General features: G+C 62.4%; 18 protein-coding genes. 13 read left to right on the plus strand and 5 right to left on the minus strand.

The genetic code is table 11. The features are described 5' to 3' along the window. Positions 1-11: 11 nt before the first annotated feature. A complete protein-coding gene (locus FJ428_RS15185; protein WP_140625106.1) occupies positions 12-653 on the plus strand; it encodes a chloramphenicol phosphotransferase in 642 nt (213 codons plus the stop codon). A gap of 186 nt (positions 654-839) precedes the next feature. On the opposite strand, the gene FJ428_RS15190 is transcribed toward FJ428_RS15185, so the two are convergent. The 4 genes from FJ428_RS15190 to FJ428_RS15205 all read right to left on the minus strand — a co-directional run bounded on the left by FJ428_RS15190 (position 840) and on the right by FJ428_RS15205 (position 3907). After that, positions 840-1274, minus strand: a complete 435-nt coding sequence (locus tag FJ428_RS15190; protein ID WP_140560942.1) for an HIT family protein — start codon at positions 1272-1274, stop codon at positions 840-842. 158 nt (positions 1275-1432) lie between these two features. Beyond that, positions 1433-2647, minus strand: coding sequence for a GNAT family N-acetyltransferase (locus tag FJ428_RS15195; RefSeq protein WP_140686344.1), 1215 nt, complete (start codon positions 2645-2647; stop codon positions 1433-1435). A 55-nt stretch (positions 2648-2702) separates the two neighbouring features. Then, positions 2703-3431, minus strand: coding sequence for a glycerophosphodiester phosphodiesterase (locus FJ428_RS15200; protein WP_140515351.1), 729 nt, complete (start codon positions 3429-3431; stop codon positions 2703-2705). 11 nt (positions 3432-3442) lie between these two features. Next, positions 3443-3907, minus strand: a complete 465-nt coding sequence (locus tag FJ428_RS15205; protein WP_140498713.1) for a RidA family protein — start codon at positions 3905-3907, stop codon at positions 3443-3445. A gap of 138 nt (positions 3908-4045) precedes the next feature. On the opposite strand from FJ428_RS15205, the gene FJ428_RS15210 reads away from it, so the two are divergent. The 4 genes from FJ428_RS15210 to tsf all read left to right on the plus strand — a co-directional run bounded on the left by FJ428_RS15210 (position 4046) and on the right by tsf (position 7330). Then, positions 4046-4873, plus strand: a complete 828-nt coding sequence (locus FJ428_RS15210; RefSeq protein WP_140557709.1) for a cell envelope integrity EipB family protein — start codon at positions 4046-4048, stop codon at positions 4871-4873. A 165-nt stretch (positions 4874-5038) separates the two neighbouring features. After that, positions 5039-5317, plus strand: a complete 279-nt coding sequence (locus FJ428_RS15215; protein ID WP_140584613.1) for a DUF4031 domain-containing protein — start codon at positions 5039-5041, stop codon at positions 5315-5317. 202 nt (positions 5318-5519) lie between these two features. Then, positions 5520-6302 carry a 30S ribosomal protein S2 gene (gene rpsB / locus FJ428_RS15220; protein WP_140498708.1) on the plus strand — a complete coding sequence of 261 codons (783 nt, stop codon included), beginning with the start codon at positions 5520-5522 and terminating at the stop codon, positions 6300-6302. Between the two features lie 107 nt (positions 6303-6409). Next, positions 6410-7330, plus strand: a complete 921-nt coding sequence (gene tsf / locus FJ428_RS15225) for a translation elongation factor Ts (protein ID WP_140498706.1) — start codon at positions 6410-6412, stop codon at positions 7328-7330. A gap of 27 nt (positions 7331-7357) precedes the next feature. Here the strand turns inward: tsf and FJ428_RS15230 are convergent, their stop codons facing one another. Continuing rightward, positions 7358-8284, minus strand: a complete 927-nt coding sequence (locus FJ428_RS15230; RefSeq protein WP_140498704.1) for a LysR family transcriptional regulator — start codon at positions 8282-8284, stop codon at positions 7358-7360. A 111-nt stretch (positions 8285-8395) separates the two neighbouring features. Here FJ428_RS15230 and FJ428_RS15235 point away from each other — a divergent pair, with 111 nt between their 5' ends. From FJ428_RS15235 to bamA, 8 genes are all read left to right on the plus strand, one after another. Beyond that, positions 8396-8923, plus strand: a complete 528-nt coding sequence (locus tag FJ428_RS15235; RefSeq protein WP_140879647.1) for a nuclear transport factor 2 family protein — start codon at positions 8396-8398, stop codon at positions 8921-8923. Positions 8924-8952: 29 nt separating this feature from the next. Further along, positions 8953-10062 (plus strand): aldo/keto reductase, encoded by a 1110-nt coding sequence (locus tag FJ428_RS15240; RefSeq protein ID WP_140879648.1) that lies wholly within the window; start codon positions 8953-8955, stop codon positions 10060-10062. A 147-nt stretch (positions 10063-10209) separates the two neighbouring features. Beyond that, complete coding sequence (gene pyrH, locus FJ428_RS15245; RefSeq protein WP_140498986.1) at positions 10210-10932, plus strand: UMP kinase; 723 nt, start codon at positions 10210-10212, stop codon at positions 10930-10932. Positions 10933-11043: 111 nt separating this feature from the next. Next, positions 11044-11598, plus strand: coding sequence for a ribosome recycling factor (gene frr, locus FJ428_RS15250; protein ID WP_140498698.1), 555 nt, complete (start codon positions 11044-11046; stop codon positions 11596-11598). A gap of 33 nt (positions 11599-11631) precedes the next feature. Beyond that, the gene (locus FJ428_RS15255; protein WP_140498696.1) at positions 11632-12366 is read left to right on the plus strand and encodes an isoprenyl transferase; all 735 of its coding nucleotides are present in this window, start codon (positions 11632-11634) and stop codon (positions 12364-12366) included. Then, the gene (locus FJ428_RS15260) at positions 12363-13178 is read left to right on the plus strand and encodes a phosphatidate cytidylyltransferase (RefSeq protein WP_140498694.1); all 816 of its coding nucleotides are present in this window, start codon (positions 12363-12365) and stop codon (positions 13176-13178) included. The genes FJ428_RS15255 and FJ428_RS15260 overlap by 4 nt, the downstream gene beginning before the upstream one ends. Positions 13179-13278: 100 nt before the next feature. Continuing rightward, complete coding sequence (gene rseP / locus FJ428_RS15265; RefSeq protein WP_140525236.1) at positions 13279-14421, plus strand: RIP metalloprotease RseP; 1143 nt, start codon at positions 13279-13281, stop codon at positions 14419-14421. A gap of 217 nt (positions 14422-14638) precedes the next feature. Beyond that, complete coding sequence (bamA, locus tag FJ428_RS15270; protein ID WP_140498690.1) at positions 14639-17017, plus strand: outer membrane protein assembly factor BamA; 2379 nt, start codon at positions 14639-14641, stop codon at positions 17015-17017. Positions 17018-17092 lie beyond the last annotated feature (75 nt).

A 17092-nucleotide genomic window follows, 5' to 3' on the forward strand; every position in this document is an offset into this window, starting at 1 on the left:
CGGGGAATTTTATGTCTGAACCAGGCCAGATCATCATCCTCAACGGCGCACCGCGATCGGGGAAATCGAGCATCGTCCAGGCAGTTCAGGAGAGCTTCGAGGGCCCATGGATGAACCTGGGGGTCGACACCTATGAGCAGGTCACGCCGCTGCGCTGTCGCCCGGGGATAGGTTTGCGGCCCGGCGGCGAGCGCCCGGATATCGAGGGTCTCGTGCCGAGGTTCTACGCCGCGCTCTACGAATCGATCGCCGCCCACAGCCGAGTGGGGTTGAATGTCGTGGCCGATCTCGGTCATCACGACAGCTATTCGCGACCCCTTGATTGCCTTGTCGATTGCGCCCGGCGCCTCGCAGGCCTGCCGGTTCTGTTTGTCGGTGTCCGCTGCCCGATCGAAATCATCATGCAGAGGCGCGCCGACAGTCCGGCGGGGAGGGGATATGTGACGGGATCGCCCGACGACTCCGTGCCGTTGGCGGTGCGCCTGTGGCAGGAGGAGGTACACCGGCCTGGCGTGTATGATCTGGAAGTCGACACATCGCTGCTGACGCCAGCACAATGTGCGGATGCGATCCGCGGGCGCCTCAGGCAAAATGTAGAGCCTCCGACGGCGTTTGAGAGGCTGTCGGCATTCTCCAGGGACAAGCTATCCTGATCGCGTGCTCTCAGCCGGCGATGGGGGAATCTCGGCCGCGCGGCGCGATCGTCGTCCACGGCGGGCACAATTTGGTAGATGTTCAGCGGAATGGCGATCACGCTGATATGCTGGCGGCTCGGGTTCATCGTTTTCGATGCGCAACTTCCCCAGACGGCCGCAATGGGGGCAGCTGAAAGCCAGGCGTCAGGATAGCGGCATGGCCGCCTTTATCCGGCCGGCATTCTCGGCCAGCACCTCGGGTTTCTCCATCTGGCCCGTATGCGGCTTCAGCGCGATGCCTTCGAAGCGCGGAATGACGTGGACGTGAAGGTGATAGACGGTCTGCCCGGAAGCCGGCTCGTTGAACTGCATCACGGTGACGCCATCGGCCTTGAATGCCTCGCGGACGGCGAGCGCCACCTTCTGCACGACTGTGAAAAGCGGGCCGAACGTTGCCGGATCGGCGTCGAGCAGATTGCGCGAAGGCGTCTTCGGCACCACCAGCGTATGGCCTGGCCCCTGTGGCATCACATCCATGAAGGCAACGACCGCTTCGTCCTCGTAGACGCGGTGCGAGGGAATTTCACCGCGCAGGATCTTGGCAAAGATGTTGTCGGTGTCATAGGCGGTTTCGGCCATGGCGAACGCTCCGGATTGTGCCTCGCTGATTGGTGTAGCGAAGCCTCTCGTGAGCGGCAAGACGATCAGGCGAGATCGATGAAGCCGATCTCGACAGGCGTGCACTGCCAACCCAAGGGATGCCGAACCTGACATATGCTCCTGCCCCGCGGGATGGCCTACTCCTCCAGATCCTTGCGGAATGGCGTGTGTTCTTCGAGATATTCGCTCATGCGTTCCACCTCGCGCCGTTCGCGCCTGAGATAGTCGGCGATGGCGTTGCGCAGGCCGGGATGGGCGATGTAATGCGCGGAATGCATGATCACCGGCCGGTAGCCTCGCGCCAGCTTATGTTCGCCCTGTGCGCCCGCCTCGACCACCTTCAGCTTGCGTTCGATGGCGAAGTCGATGGCCTGGTGATAGCAGACCTCGAAATGCAGGAACGGATGATCCTCGATGCAGCCCCAGTTGCGGCCGTAGAGCGCATCCGAGCCGATGAAGTTGATAGCGCCGGCAATGTAGCGGCCGTTGCGCCTGGCCATCACCAGCAGGATGTCCTCGGCCATGCGCTCGCCGATCAGCGAGAAGAATTCGCGGTTCAGATAGGGCCGGCCCCATTTGCGGCTGCCGGTGTCCATGTAGAAGGCGAAGAAATCGTCCCAGGCCCGTTCTGTAAGGTCCTTGCCGGTAAGCCAGTCGATGGAGATGCCGTCGGCAAGCGCCTCGCGGCGCTCCTTCTTCATGGCCTTGCGCTTGCGGGAGGCGAGCGTGGCGAGGAAATCGTCATAGGTCGAGAAGCCCTCGTTGACGAAGTGGAACTGCTGGTCGGTGCGATGCAGGAAGCCCGCCGCCTCCAGCACGTCCACGTCGCTCTCCTGCGCGAAGGTGACATGCGCGGAAGAGACGCCGAGCCTTTCCGTCACCGCCTTCAATCCCTCGGCGAGCCCGGCCTTGACGGTGCCGGAATGCTGGCCCCTGCTCACCAGCAGGCGAGGGCCGGTGACCGGCGTGAACGGTACCGAGCATTGCAGCTTGGGATAATAACGGCCGCCGGCGCGCTCGAAGGCATCCGACCAGCCGTGATCGAACACATATTCGCCCTGGCTGTGTGACTTGAGATAGCAAGGGACCGCGCCGAGCAGCGTGCCTTGACCATTCTCCAGCCTGAGATGATGACCTTGCCAGCCAGTGCGCCGCACGGCGCAGCCGGAATCCTCGAGTGCGCTCAGGAAAGCATATGAAACGAGGGGGTTATAACCGTTTTCGGCATCACTGCGCGTGGTCCCGGCGAAACCGTCCCACTCTTCGCAGGTGAAGGCGCCGATGCCCGCCGCAATGCGGATCGCATACTCCGCATCAACCGTTTGCCCGTCGCCGTCGTCGCCCTGATCCATGAGGCTTATTTAAGCTCCATCCGGACCGCTACAAGTCACGTTCTAGGCACCCATATCAAGCGACCTTGACCAGATCGGGCTCGAACCCTTCGAACGTCATCTGGTCCGCATATTTGAATGTAAGATCGACCGCCGGCTGGTCATGCACCGTCCAGGTGATGACCGGCATTTTGAGCCGTTCACGGACAAAGCTGACGAATGGATTCGGCAGGTCGCCCGCTGCGTAGGAGGTGAAGGCGATCTGATGCGCCAGCATGGCGAAATGCGCTTCGATCAGCCTGTCGTCCTTGCCATAGGCGGTCAATCCAGCCGGGATGCCCGGCGCATCCCTGGCGAAATCGCGGATCAGCCAGTGGTCGAACGACATGATCGCCACCTTGCCTTTGTAGCGCTTGAGCAGCCTACCGACGCTCGCCACAAGGCCATTGTCGTATCCAGCCACGCCTTTTAGTTCGACCACCAGCGGCACCCGCCCGTCGATCAGATCGAGCGCCTCGCGCAGCGTCGGCACATGATCAGACGTGCCGCCGACCTTGAGCGCTGCCAGTTCGGCCGCCGTGCGCTGCCAGACGAAACCGTCGTGCCCAGTCAGCCGCTGCAAGTCGCCATCATGGATAATGACGGGAACTCCGTCCGACGACAGGTGCACGTCGCATTCGATGGCATAGCCGCGTTCGGCCGCGGCGGCAAAGGCGGAGAGGGTGTTTTCCCAGCGCGTCTTGTTCATGTCGTGAAAGCCGCGATGGGCGACAGGCCGGGCAATCAGCCAGGAAAGGTCGGTCATGTCAGGCTCGCTCACTCGACTTCGAAGATCGCTTCGATTTCCACCGCGGCATTAAGCGGCAGCGAAGCCGTGCCGACGGCGGAACGGGCATGCTTGCCGCGCTCGCCGAGCGCCGCCACCAGGAAATCGGAGGCGCCGTTTGCGACCAGATGCTGCTCGACGAAATCCGGCGCCGAGGCGACGAAGACGGTGATCTTGACCAGCCGGCGTATCTTCTCAAGATCGCCAAGTGCCGCCTTGGCCTGTGCCAGAATGTTGATCGCGCAGTATTTTGCCGCTTCCTTGCCGGTTGCTGTGTCGACGTCGCGGCCAAGCAGTCCGCTCGCCTGCAGCTTACCGTCCTTGAGCGGCAATTGTCCGGCGGTGAAAAGCAGGTTTCCGGTCCTGCAATGCGGCACGTAGTTGGCGGCAGGCGCCGCGGCCGCGGGAATGGTGACCCCGAGGTCGTTTAGCCGCTTTTCGATTGTTTCACTCATTGCTTTTCCCTATTGCTGGAAGGTGCCGCGCCGGCCGGGCCGAAATTGCTATTTTTGCCTCGCTTCCGCCACGACTTTTTTTAAGCTGGACCATCTTTCCCTGCGGCCTGCCATCAGCCGCGATGATCGGAGCCTCTCATGCGCGCAACGCGCCTTGTATTCCATGCCGTCCTGTTGTCGGCGGTCTTTTCGATAGGTCCCGCTTTCGCCGTGCCGGCGCTGCAGGCGCATCGCGCCGTTTACGACCTTACGCTCAAGAAGGCGGACGACCGCTCCGGGATCACCGGCATTACCGGCCGCATGGTCTATGAATTCAACGGCTCGGCCTGCGAAGGCTATACGGTGAAATTCCGCTTTGTCACCCAGATTGCCACCAGCGACAACACCAAGCTGACCGACCAGCAGACGACGACGTTCGAAGACGCCGAAGGCAAGACCTTCTCGTTCGTGACCAAATCCTTCGTCGACCAGAACCTCGACAAGGAGGTCAAGGGTGTCGCCACGAAGGAAACGCAAGGGCTAAAGGTCGACATCGACAAGCCCGAGAAGAGCAGCCTGGAACTTGCCGCCACCCAGTTTCCGACCCAGCATCTGGTCGAATTGATAGACAAGGCCGAGAAAGGTGAAAACTTCTATCAAACCAATCTGTTCGACGGCTCCGAGGACGCCAACAAGGTGATGTCCACCACCGTCGTCGTCGGCAAGAGGACCGATGCCGACAAGGCCGATCCGGAAGCACCGGCGCTGGCCAAGCTTGCCACCGACAAATACTGGCCGGTCGACATCGCCTATTTCGATGACAGTGCCAAGAACGGAGAAGAAACGCCGGAATACCGGATCAGCTTCAAGCTGCACGAGAACGGCATCACCCGCGATCTAACCATGGACTATGGCGATTTCTCCATGACCGGCAAGCTGGTCAATCTGTCGCTGTTCGACCAGACGAAGGCCTGCCCGACGAAATAAGCTCCGATTTGCCTCGACGCAGCGCCGTCGTGTCCACGGCTTGACGGCGCCGAGGCGGCTTCTCATCTTCTCGAGGCCGCCGGCCGCTTCATCTTCTGTGCGAATCCCTTCTATCATCGCTCGTCGCGGGCACCTGTCGGCGAAAGAAGGAATGCGGCGAGCCTCATGGCGGTCTATGTCGACGCGGCGATCTGGAAATGGGTTGGCCATCGCTGGTGCCATCTGATGGCCGACGACACCGATGAACTGCATCGTTTCGCCACGCAACTCGGTATCAAGCGCTCATCCTACCAGGGGCCGCCGAAGACATCGGCGCCGCATTATGACATAACCGGTTTCGAGCGCGACCGCGCGGTGCGGCTCGGCGCCATCGAGTGCAGCCGCGAGGAGATCGTCGCGATCTTCCGGCGGGTGAGGGTGCCAAAGGGTAAGATAAAGCGTTGAGGGCACGCGCGGATCGCCGCAGGCGCACCGCAATGCGTCGTTGCGCTTGCGTTTGGAGCACTTCCCCTCTATATGCGCGCTCATTCCACACACGGACTTTGGTGTCTGCCCGGGAGAAATCCGGCTGAAACCTCCGGTGGCGTCGAGGACTTCGTCCGAAAATGCCTGTGTCCGTGGAGGCTAACCGGAAAGGAAAATGAGAATGGCTCTGCCTGATTTCAGCATGCGCCAGCTTTTGGAAGCTGGCATTCACTTCGGCCACCAGACCCACCGCTGGAACCCGAAGATGGCGCCCTATATCTACGGCGCCCGCAACAACATCCACATCATCGACCTCAGCCAAACGGTGCCGTTGCTGCACCAGGCGCTGAAGCAGGTTTCCGACACCGTCGCCAAGGGCGGCCGCGTGCTGTTCGTCGGCACCAAGCGCCAGGCGTCCGACATCGTCGCCGATGCCGCGCAGCGTTCGGCCCAGTACTATGTCAACTCGCGTTGGCTGGGCGGCATGCTGACCAACTGGAAGACGATCTCGAACTCGATCCAGCGCCTGCGCAAGCTCGACGAGATGCTGGCCGGCGAGGCGCAAGGGTTGACCAAGAAGGAGCGTCTCAATCTCGACCGCGAGCGCGAGAAGCTCGACAAGGCTCTCGGCGGCATCAAGGACATGGGCTCGACGCCCGACCTGATGTTCGTGATCGACACCAACAAGGAAGCGATCGCCATCCTCGAGGCCAAGCGCCTTGGCATTCCGGTCGTCGCCATCATCGACTCGAACTGCGATCCGGACAAGATCGACTTCCCGATCCCCGGCAATGACGACGCCGCGCGCGCCATCCAGCTCTATTGCGACCTCATCGCGAAGGCTGCCATCGACGGCATCGCCCGCCAGCAGGGCGCGCTGGGTGTCGACATCGGCGCTTCGGTGGAAGCTCCGGTCGAGCCGGTGCTCGGCGAAACTCCGGCGGCGGAAACTCCGGAAGCGTGATAGCGAGGGCCGGTCACGGCCTTCATCTTTCTAATATTTTGACGCGTTAAACGGACGCACCGTCGAGATTCGATGGTGCGTCGGCGCATTTGAACAAAGAGGCGACAATGAGCATTTCGGCTGCACAGGTCAAAGAACTCCGCGACTTGACCGGCGCGGGCATGATGGACTGCAAGGCGGCGTTGAACGAGACCAACGGCAACATGGAAGAAGCCGTCGACTGGCTGCGCAAGAAGGGTATCTCCAAGGCCGACAAGAAGGCAGGCCGCACCGCGGCCGAGGGCCTGATCGGCGTCGATTCCGGCGTGCGCGAGGCCGCGGTCGTCGAGGTCAATTCCGAGACCGACTTCGTAGCCCGCAACGCCGCCTTCCAGGAGATCGTCGCCAACGTCGCCAAGGTGGCGCTGGCCTATGGCACGAGCGAGGCCGTGGCTGCCGCGAAGTACCCGGGTTCGGACAAGTCGGTCACCGACACCATCAAGGACGCCGTCGGTACCATCGGCGAGAACATGGGCTTCCGCCGTTCGGCCAAGCTCACCGTTCCGCACGGCGCCGTCGCGACCTATGTTCACAACGCGGTTGCCGACGGCCTTGGCAAGCTGGGCGTCCTGGTCGCTATCGAGACCACGGGCAACGAGCACGCGGCCAATGCATTCGCCCGCCAGGTCGCCATGCATGTCGCCGCCACCAACCCGATGGCGCTGACCACCGAGGAACTCGATCCCGCGGCAGTCGAGCGCGAGAAGGCGATCTTCGCCGACCAGGCTCGCCAGTCCGGCAAGCCGGAGGCGATCATCGAGAAGATGGTCGAGGGCCGCCTGCGCAAGTTCTACGAGGAAGTCGTGCTTCTGAAGCAGGCCTTCGTGCTCAATCCCGACATCACCGTCGAGAAGGCGCTGAAGGATGCCGAGAAGGAGATCGGCGCTCCGGCCAAGATCTCGGCCTATCTGCGTTTCGCGCTCGGCGAAGGCATCGAGAAGGAAGCGACCGATTTCGCGGCGGAAGTCGCGGCGGCGGTCAAGAAATAGCCCGAAGAACAAGTAAGGCTAAACGGCTCAGGCAACTCGGCCGGGTGTCCGCATGGATGCCCGGCCGATTTCTTGTGCGGCGTCGATGAAGGCCCTCAGCTTCGGCGCCATCGACGCCCGGCGCGGAAAGTAAAGGAAAAGGCCGGGCTCCTCGATTGCCGTCTTTGGCAGGACCTGGACGAGGCGTCCTGCGGCAAGATCGGCGCGTACAAGCGGCTCGAACACATAGGCGAGCCCGACCCCTGCAAGCGCAAGATCGATCGCCGCCAGCGAATCGGTCACGACGGCCGTGCCACGCGTCTCGACGACGACCTCCTTGCCATTGTCGTTCAGATCCCAGCGATAGAACGCGCCGGAGCGGAGAAGCCTGTAGCCTATGCAATTATGGTTCGCGAGGTCGGCCACGTCGCAGGGACGGCCGTGCCTTCCGATATAGTCCGGCGAGGCGACGAGCACGGCCTTGAAGGGCTGCGTCAGCCGTATGGCGGTCATGTCCTGCGCGATCATCTCGCCCAGCCTAATGCCGGCGTCAAAACCTTCCCCGACGATATCGACCAGGGCTTGATCGGCGAAAACCTCGACCGTCACATCCGGATAGCGATCGGCCATGGCTGCGATCACAGGCGTCACCGCCAAAGGGATCGCGATGTTGGAGGCATTGATCCTGAGCAGGCCAGAGGGCCGCCCCTTGACGCCGCGGATGCGGTCCATCCGCTCCGCGATGTCCTGGAGGGCAGGGCCCGTTGTCTCCACCAGTGCCTTGCCGGCTTCGGTCAGCGAGACGCTGCGCGTCGTGCGCGCAAACAGCGGCTGGCCGATGCGCTCTTCCACCAGCCGCACAGCATGGCTGACCGCCGACGGGCTCATGCCGAGCTCGGCCGCGGCAAGCGCGAAGCCGCCCCGTCGCGCCACGGCAACGATGACGGGCAGGTGGGTAAGCAGGTCCCGGTCCATTCATGAATGATATCGCATAGTCTTTGCGAACAATGCAATCTTATCGATGGCGGCCCGTTGACCCACATTGTCCTCGACACAGCGGGCGGGCTGATTTCCTGGAGACGAGACATGAACGCTTTGAAACACGTGACCTTCGCCGCAGGATTGGCGCTGGCGCCGATCGATGCCGGTGGCGCCGAACCGGCCAGATGGCAGGTGCTTGCCGACGAGCGCGCGGTCATCCGCATCGCCGATGCCATCGACCGCGCCGTCGATGCACAGGACTGGAAACTTGCCCGCAGCTATTTCGCGGATCGGGTTACCGCAGATTTCAGCAGCCTGTCCGGACAGCCGGCGGCCAACATTGCCTCCGACGACCTGATCGGCGCCTGGGCCGGCAACCTCAAGGGCAGCAAGACCAGCCTGCATCTGCGCACCAATCACCAGGTCGTTCTCGAAGCGGACACGGCGACCGTCCTGTCGAACGGCTATGCCTGGAACCGGATGGAAGGCAATGGCGAGCCGCTTTGGGAAGTCTGGGGCACATATGAGCACCACCTGACCCGCTCCGGCGCGGGTTGGAAGGTCGACGGCTTCACCTTCCGCGTGACCCATGAGCGCGGCAATCCCTGGGTCAAGACGACACCCGGCCAATAACCCAACATCAAACTCGATCGGAGAATATCATGACCATGAACTACTACACGCTTGGCAACAGCGGCTTGCGCGTCAGCCGGTTGGCGCTGGGCACCATGACCTTCGGCACCGAATTGGGCTGGGGCACTGACAGGGATACAGCCCGCGCAATCTTCGACGAATATGTCGAGGCGGGCGGCAATTTCTTCGACACGGCCGATCTCTATACCGGCGGCACCGCCGAGACCTGGCTCGGCGAATTCGTCGCCGAGCGCGGATTGCGCGACAAGGCGGTGATCGCCACTAAATTCACCTTCAATTCAGAACCCGGGAATCCGAACGCCGGCGGCAATGGCCGCAAGAACATCATGCGCGCCGTGGACGCCTCTCTGAAGCGGCTCGGAACCGACTATATCGACCTCTATCTCATGCATGTGTGGGACAGGCTGACGCCGGCCGAGGAGGTGCTGCGCACGCTGGACGACCTGGTGCGCGCGGGCAAGGTACGCCACGTCGGCCTTTCCGATGTGCCGGCCTGGTATGCGGGGCGGGCGCAGGCGATCGCAGAATTGCGCGGCTATGAGCCGATCTCGGCCCTGCAGCTCGAATATTCGCTGGCCGAACGCTCGATCGAGCATGAGTTCGTGCCTTTCGCCACGCATCATGGCGCCGGCGTCATGGTTTGGAGCCCGCTGGCCAGCGGCTTGCTCAGCGGCAAATATCGCCCGACGCAAGCCGGCAATGCCGGCCGGCTCGACGGTTTCCGCAACACCACGCATCCGAGCTTCCGGAAATTCAGCGACCGCAATTGGGCGATCGTGGCCGAGCTCGAAAAGGTGGCCGCCGAGCTCGGCCGCAGCATGGCCCAGGTGGCGCTCAACTGGGTGGCGACGCAGCCCGGCGTCGCAACCGTCATCCTGGGCGCGACCAAGCTCGCGCAACTGCAGGACAACCTCGCGGCGCTGGATTTTTCGATTGCCCCCGAACTCCGCAAGCGGCTGGATTCGGTGAGCAACATGCCGGCGCCGTTCCCGCATTCCTATTTCGGGCCCGAGATCCAGGTCAGGGTGGCCGGCGGTGTCGTGACCGGCGACAAGCCCTCCGGCTATTCGCCGCAGGTTCTGGTGGAAGGCGAGGCGGTCAGCATCAGCAGCAACTGATCGAAAAAGCCTGGGATTTTGCGCAAGGGCGCGGCGTGACATCGCCGCGCCCTTCGTGTATCGGGTCGAACCATCATGCCAGCGCCGCCAGGCGAAGCGGGGCAGTTTCGCCTCCTGATTTGCCGCGCCGAGATTTTCGAGGACCAGATGACGGTGAAGCCCCTCTACCGACGTGTCTTGCTGAAAGCGTCTGGTGAAGCGTTGATGGGCGAACAGCATTTCGGCATCGATGTTTCGGTCGTCGACCGCATCGCCGGCGACATCGCCGAAGCCCGCGCGCTCGGCATCGAGGTTGGCGTCGTCATCGGCGGCGGCAATATCTTTCGCGGTGTGGCGGTTGCCTCCAAGGGTGGCGACCGCGTCACCGGCGACCATATGGGTATGCTCGCCACCGTCATCAATTCGCTGGCGCTGCGCACCTCGCTGAACAAGATCGGCGTCGATGCGGTGGTTCTTTCCGCGATCGCCATGCCTGAGCTTTGCGAGAGCTTTTCGCAGCGCCAGGCAACCGCCTACATGAACCAGGGCAAGGTGGTGATCTTTGCCGGCGGCACCGGCAATCCGTTCTTCACCACTGATTCGGCCGCGGCACTTCGCGCCGCTGAAATCGGCGCCGACGCGCTGTTCAAGGGCACACAGGTCGACGGCGTCTATTCTGCCGACCCGAAGAAGGACCCGAACGCGACGCGTTTCGAGCGCATCAGCCATGCCGAAGTGATAAATCGCGGCCTTTCCATCATGGATACGGCAGCGATTGCACTTGCGCGCGAAAACAACATTCCGATAATCGTCTATTCGATCCACGAAAAAGGTGGTTTCGGCGATATTCTAAGGGGCGGCGGCCGCTGCACGGTCGTCGCGGACGATTGATCCGGGGCCTGATCGCGGAAAAAGGCGAAAACCGGTTTCGAAATCAGGCTCGAACACGGGGCCTTGCCCCGAAAGCAGTGAACCCGCGTCAGACGGGTCGAGGAGACTAAGATGAGTGGTGAGTACGACGATCTCAAGCGGCGCATGGATGGGGCAATCGCCGCGTTCAAGCATGACCTGGCTTCGCTGCGGACCGGTCGCGCTTCCAGCAACCTGCTCGACGCTATCCAGGTGCAGGCCTATGGCACCAGCATGCCGATCAACCAGGTGGCCAATGTCACGGTGCCTGAGCCGCGCATGATTTCGGTGTCGGTCTGGGACAAGTCGATGGTGGGCGCGGTCGATCGCGCCATCCGCGAATCCAATCTGGGCTTCAACCCTATCGTGGACGGCACCAATCTCAGGATTCCGCTTCCGGAACTCAACGAGCAGCGCCGTAAGGAACTCGTCAAGATCTCGCATGGCTACGCCGAGAACGCCCGTGTCGCAGCGCGCCATGTGCGCCGCGACGGCATGGACTTCCTGAAGAAGGCGGAGAAGGACGGCGTCATCAGCGAGGACGATCAGCGCAAGCGCTCCGACCAGGTCCAGAAGCTTACCGACGAAACGATCAGCACCATCGACCACCTGCTTTCCGACAAGGAAGCTGAAATCATGCAGGTTTAGGGTCTGGCCGGCGGCTGGCCCGAAAGCGAGATCATGGCAACGCCCGCGCATGTCGCGATCATCATGGATGGAAACGGACGCTGGGCCAAGGCGCGCGGCATGCCGCGGCTCGCCGGCCATCGCGCGGGCGTAGAAGCACTGCGCAAGACGGTGCGCGCCGCGCCCGATCTCGGCATTTCCTACCTGACTGTCTATGCCTTCTCTTCGGAAAACTGGTCGCGGCCGAAATCCGAAGTCAGCGACCTGATGGGCCTGTTGAAGCTGTTCATTCGCCGCGATCTCGCCGAACTGCACCGCAGCGGCGTGCGCGTCAGGATCATCGGCGACAGGGCAGGGCTGCAGCCCGATATCAGGCTCCTGCTCGAAGAAGCCGAAGCGCTGACGTCGGCCAACGAGGCGCTGACGCTGATCATCGCCTTCAACTACGGCGGACGCGACGAGATCGTGCGCACGGCGCGCAAGCTTGCCTCGGCCGTCGCGCGCGGCGAGCTCGACAGCGAGGCGATCACCGCCGAATCCTTTGCCGGCTGCCTCGACACGCAAGGCGTTCCCGATCCCGAACTGGTCATACGCACCAGCGGTGAGCTTCGCCTTTCCAATTTTCTTCTGTGGCAGGCTGCCTATAGCGAGCTTGTGTTCCTGCCCTGCTATTGGCCCGATTTCAGCCGAGAGCATCTAGCCGAGGCCTTGCGCGAGTTCGCCGGGCGCGAACGCCGTTTTGGCGGGCTGGATCCGCAAGATGTCGCTTCGCGGCCGGCCGCGGGATGAGCAATCTCCAGCTTCGCGTTCTTTCGGCGGTCGTGCTTGCCATCGCGACGCTTGGCCTGACCTGGTTCGGCGGCCTGCCGTTCCGGCTGCTTTCAGCCGCGATTTCGGCGGTGATCTTCTACGAATGGACGCGCATGTCTCGCCCTTCCGGGACGACCGGGCTCGGTTTTTTGCCGGAAGCGCTGCTGCTGGTGTTTCTCGGCGCCCTGATCACCGGCCTGCCTGCCTTGTGGCTGCTGCTTCTGGTGGCTGCACTGGTCGCCGTCACGGCCATCGCCGCCCAACTGCGCGGGGCCGGGCAGTGGGATGCCTCCGGCCTTGCCTATGCAGCCGTCTCGGGTCTTTCCCTTGCGCTTCTGCGTGACGGCGACCATTCCGGCCTCGTCGCCATCCTGTTCCTGTTCGCGGTGGTCTGGGCGACCGACATCTTTGCCTATTTCGTCGGCCGGGCCGTCGGTGGCCCGAGGCTGGCGCCGTCCATCTCTCCCGGCAAGACGCGAAGTGGCGCGCTCGGCGGCGCCGTGGGCGGGGTCGTTGCGGGGCTCATCCTGGCCGTCGCCGCCGGTGCGGGCAACCTGCCAATGCTCGGTCTCGTCGCGCTCGCGCTTTCAATCGTCTCCCAGGCTGGCGACCTCCTGGAATCCTGGGTCAAGCGCCGCCACGGCCGCAAGGATTCGGGCGCGCTCATTCCGGGCCATGGCGGCGTCATGGACCGTGTCGACGGGCTTGTCGCGGCGGCTTTCGCCCTATACGTCATCGGCTGGATTTCGGCGGGCGCCGATCAGCCGGCACAGGGGCTGTTTCCCATTTGAACGGCATCGTTCCACGATCGATGCGGGCGCGCCTTGGATTCGCCTGGATTGATGTCACAGTCGCGGCGCAACGGTGTCGCGGAAGAACTGAGGATTTGAGTTGAACGAGATTCTTCACGCGATCTTCGGCATGGAAGGCTTCCTTCTCGGCACGCTCGTGCCCTTCCTGTTCGTGCTGACCGTGGTCGTGTTCGTCCACGAGATGGGCCACTATCTCGTTGGCCGCTGGTGCGGCATCGGCGTCAGGGCCTTTTCGATCGGTTTCGGCCCGGAACTCTTCGGCTTCAACGACAGGCACGGCACGCGCTGGAAGCTCTGCGCCATACCGCTTGGCGGCTATGTCAAATTCGTCGGCGACATGAACGCCACCTCCAGCCAGCCGTCGACGGAAGAGATCGAAACGCTGACCGACGAGGAACGCAAGGTCGCCTTCCACACCCAGCCGATCTGGAAGCGGGCGGCGACGGTGGTGGCCGGGCCGCTGTTCAATTTCCTGCTGACGATCGTCGTCTTTTCGGTGCTGTTTTCAGCCTATGGCCGCTATGTCGCGGAACCCATGGTGGCCGAGGTGACCGCCGGCAGCCCGGCGGCGAAAGCCGGCATCCTGCCCGGCGACCGATTCGTCAGCGTCGACGGCAGCAAGATCGAAACCTTCGGTGACGTCCAACGCCTGGTTTCGGGCCGGGCCGGCGACAGCATCACCTTCGTCATGCTGCGCGACGGCAAGGAAGTGACCGTGACGGCCACGCCGCAGCTGATGGAGCAGCAGGACGCGCTCGGCAACAAGGTCAAGGTGGCCGTGATCGGCGTCGTCAACAACCAGGAACTCGGCCAGCCCAGGCTGATCACCTACAGCCCCGCCGGCGCGTTGACCGCGGCGGTGGAGGAAACCGGGCACGTCATCCAGCGCACCGGCCAGTTCCTGCAGCGCTTCGTCGTTGGGCGCGAGGACAAGTGCCAGCTCGGCGGCCCTGTGAAGATCGCGGACATGGCCGGCAAGGCGGCGAAGCTCGGCTTCGAATGGCTCGTGCAGCTCGTTGCGCTTCTGTCCGTGGGCATCGGCATCCTCAATCTTTTGCCGATTCCCCCCCTCGACGGCGGCCATCTCCTGTTCTACGGCGTGGAGGCCGTCATCCGCCGGCCGGTGTCGGAACGGATGATGGAAATGGCCTATCGGGCCGGTCTGCTTCTGGTTTTGGGCTTCATGGGTTTCGTATTCTGGAACGATCTGTTTGGATGCTGAAATCATGAAGAAATTTGGCTTCGGGATGGTCGATGTTGAGACGCCGTTTACCATGCACGGGGATATGAGTGACGCGAAAGCCACGCACCAGGGTTAAGTAAATACAAATTAACCAGAAGCCTTGCGTGTAGGGAAAATCCGGTTAATACGGTACGAGAAATTACCGCACGTCCGGTTTTCTCGCCGTGGGGACTACGAGAAAAGGTTATTAAGCCCGATGAAGGCAGCATCCAAGTTTTTGAGCGCCGCTTCCGCGGCAGCCCTGTCCGCGGCTTTGGTCGTGCCAGGTGCGCTCGCAGTGCAGTTCGTTGCCACATCGGCGGCCGAAGCCGCTGTCGTCAGCAGGGTGGAGGTGAGCGGCAACCAACGTGTCGACGCCGATACCATCCGCAATTACATCACCATCAAGCCGGGCAAATCCTTCTCCAGCTCCGACATCGACAGCGCGGTCAAGGCGCTGTTCGGAACCGGGTTGTTCTCGGATGTGCAGATCAATCAGGTCGGTTCGACGTTGGTGGTCAAGGTTTCCGAGTACCAGGTCGTCAACCAGGTGCTGTTCCAGGGCAACAAGAAGCTCAAGGACAACGCGCTTGCGGCTGCCGTGCAGTTGAAGCCGCGCGGCACGTTCTCGCAGGCGGCGCTCGACGCCGATGTAGAGTCGGTCAAGGCCGCCTACAGGCGTATCGGCCGTGACGATGCCGCCGTGACCACCGAGGTCATGCAGCTCGGCGACAACCGCGTGAACGTGGTCTTCCATGTCAATGAAGGTGATCGCACGCAGATCGCGGCGATCAATTTCGTCGGCAACAGCGCTTATTCGAGCCGCCGCCTGTCAGATGTGATCACGACCAAGCGCTCGTCCTGGGTTTCGTTCATCCTGCGCGACGACGTCTATGACGACGACAAGCTGCGCGCCGACCAGGAGCTGCTGCGGCGCTTCTACTACAATCACGGCTATGCCGACTTCCAGGTCGTGTCCGCTGTCGGCGAACTCGACAACGCGACCAACAAGTACACGGTCACCATAACCGTCCAGGAAGGCGAGCGTTATACGTTCGGCGACATCAGCGTCGAAAGCACGATTCCGGAAGTCGACTCGAAGGCGCTGGAATCGGTGGTCGAGACCCACAAGGGCGACGTCTACAACGCCAAGAACGTCGAGGACACCATCATTGCCCTGACCGAGAAGGTGGCCGGCTCCGGCTACGCCTTCGCGCAGGTCACGCCGCGTGGCGACCGCAATTTCGAGAATCATACGATTTCGGTGGTCTACACCATCGACCAGGGCACCAAGGCCTATGTCGAGCGCATCGAGATCCGCGGCAATGACCGCACGCGCGACTATGTCATCCGCCGCGAGTTCGACGTCAGCGAAGGCGATGCGTTCAACCAAGTGCTGATCCAGCGCGCGAAGAAGCGGCTGGAAGATCTCAATTACTTTGACAAAGTCGAGGTTTCGACGGTGCCCGGTTCGGCGCCGGACCAGGTCGTGCTGGTGGTCGACGTGGTCGAAAAGTCGACCGGCGAATTCTCTGTCGGTGCCGGCTATTCGACCGGTGGGGACACCGCCGGTCCGTCCGTCGAAGGATCGATCACCGAGCGCAATTTCCTCGGCCGCGGCCAGTTCATCAAGGTGTCGGCGGGTGGCGGCAAGAACTCGCGCGATTACAGCCTTTCGTTCACCGAGCCCTATTTCCTCGGGCGCCGTATCGCCGCCGGCTTCGATGTCTACAAGCGGACCAGGGAATACGACGACTACGACAGCGATACGTTGGGCGCGACGGTGCGCTTCGGCCTGCCGATCACCGACAGCATCTCGACCCAGCTGGCGTATAATATTTCCCGGGAGAAGTATGAGCTGGATAACAGTTGCGACGACAACGGGGACGGTGTTCCCGACTCAGGCTGTGATGTTTCCGAGGCTATCTTGGATGGCATCGATCAAAGCCCGTGGATCAAGTCGTCGGTCAGCCTGGGACTAGTCTACAACACCATCGACGACATGAAGAACCCGCATGAGGGTATCTATGCCACCACAACCGTGGAAGTGGCAGGTCTCGGTGGCGATGCAAAGTTCGTAAAGGTGACGGGACGCGGCAGCGTCTATCAGACGCTGTCCGAGCAGTTCGATCTTGTCGGCCTCCTTTCGGGCGGCGCCGGCCATGTCGAAGGCTACGGAAACGACGGCGATCTGCGCATTTTCGATCATTTCCAGAGCACCGACCGCATGATCCGCGGTTTCGCCTATGGCGGCATCGGCCCGATTGCTTCCGGCACCAGCGGCGATCATCTCGGCGGTACCACCTATTTCAACGCCTCGGCGGAAGCGCAGTTTCCGCTGCCGGTCGTTCCGGAGAGCTTCGGCTTGCGCGGCGCGGTCTTTGCGGATGCCGCCACGCTCTACGGCAGCAAGATCGACGACCAGAGCTTGGTCGATCAATCGTCCACTGGCATGCAATGGCGCGCCTCGGTCGGTGTCGGCTTGATGTGGGCTTCGCCGTTCGGCCCGATCCGTATCGACTATGCGATCCCGGTCAAGAAAGAAGCGAGGGACGACGTGCAGGAATTCAACTTCGGCATATCGACCCGCTTCTGACCGGCGGATGACGATGCTCCCGGGTCGTTGAGGTCCGGGAGAAAATGTTCCGATCTAGCTGGATATAGCTTCTGG

The organism is Mesorhizobium sp. B2-8-1, assembly GCF_006440955.1.
Taxonomy (GTDB): Bacteria; Pseudomonadota; Alphaproteobacteria; order Rhizobiales; family Rhizobiaceae; genus Mesorhizobium.

Coding starts and splice junctions, on each gene's coding strand:
- FJ428_RS15210 (WP_140557709.1), top strand. CDS start 4,046: ATGCGCGCAACGCGCCTTGTATTCCATGCCGTCCTGTTGTCGGCGGTC.
- frr (WP_140498698.1), top strand. CDS start 11,044: ATGAGTGGTGAGTACGACGATCTCAAGCGGCGCATGGATGGGGCAATC.
- tsf (WP_140498706.1), top strand. CDS start 6,410: ATGAGCATTTCGGCTGCACAGGTCAAAGAACTCCGCGACTTGACCGGC.
- FJ428_RS15255 (WP_140498696.1), top strand. CDS start 11,632: ATGGCAACGCCCGCGCATGTCGCGATCATCATGGATGGAAACGGACGC.
- FJ428_RS15260 (WP_140498694.1), top strand. CDS start 12,363: ATGAGCAATCTCCAGCTTCGCGTTCTTTCGGCGGTCGTGCTTGCCATC.
- FJ428_RS15200 (WP_140515351.1), bottom strand. CDS start 3,431: ATGACCGACCTTTCCTGGCTGATTGCCCGGCCTGTCGCCCATCGCGGC.
- bamA (WP_140498690.1), top strand. CDS start 14,639: ATGAAGGCAGCATCCAAGTTTTTGAGCGCCGCTTCCGCGGCAGCCCTG.
- FJ428_RS15230 (WP_140498704.1), bottom strand. CDS start 8,284: ATGGACCGGGACCTGCTTACCCACCTGCCCGTCATCGTTGCCGTGGCG.
- pyrH (WP_140498986.1), top strand. CDS start 10,210: ATGACGGTGAAGCCCCTCTACCGACGTGTCTTGCTGAAAGCGTCTGGT.
- FJ428_RS15235 (WP_140879647.1), top strand. CDS start 8,396: ATGAACGCTTTGAAACACGTGACCTTCGCCGCAGGATTGGCGCTGGCG.
- FJ428_RS15215 (WP_140584613.1), top strand. CDS start 5,039: ATGGCGGTCTATGTCGACGCGGCGATCTGGAAATGGGTTGGCCATCGC.
- FJ428_RS15190 (WP_140560942.1), bottom strand. CDS start 1,274: ATGGCCGAAACCGCCTATGACACCGACAACATCTTTGCCAAGATCCTG.
- FJ428_RS15240 (WP_140879648.1), top strand. CDS start 8,953: ATGACCATGAACTACTACACGCTTGGCAACAGCGGCTTGCGCGTCAGC.
- FJ428_RS15205 (WP_140498713.1), bottom strand. CDS start 3,907: ATGAGTGAAACAATCGAAAAGCGGCTAAACGACCTCGGGGTCACCATT.
- rpsB (WP_140498708.1), top strand. CDS start 5,520: ATGGCTCTGCCTGATTTCAGCATGCGCCAGCTTTTGGAAGCTGGCATT.
- FJ428_RS15195 (WP_140686344.1), bottom strand. CDS start 2,647: ATGGATCAGGGCGACGACGGCGACGGGCAAACGGTTGATGCGGAGTAT.
- FJ428_RS15185 (WP_140625106.1), top strand. CDS start 12: ATGTCTGAACCAGGCCAGATCATCATCCTCAACGGCGCACCGCGATCG.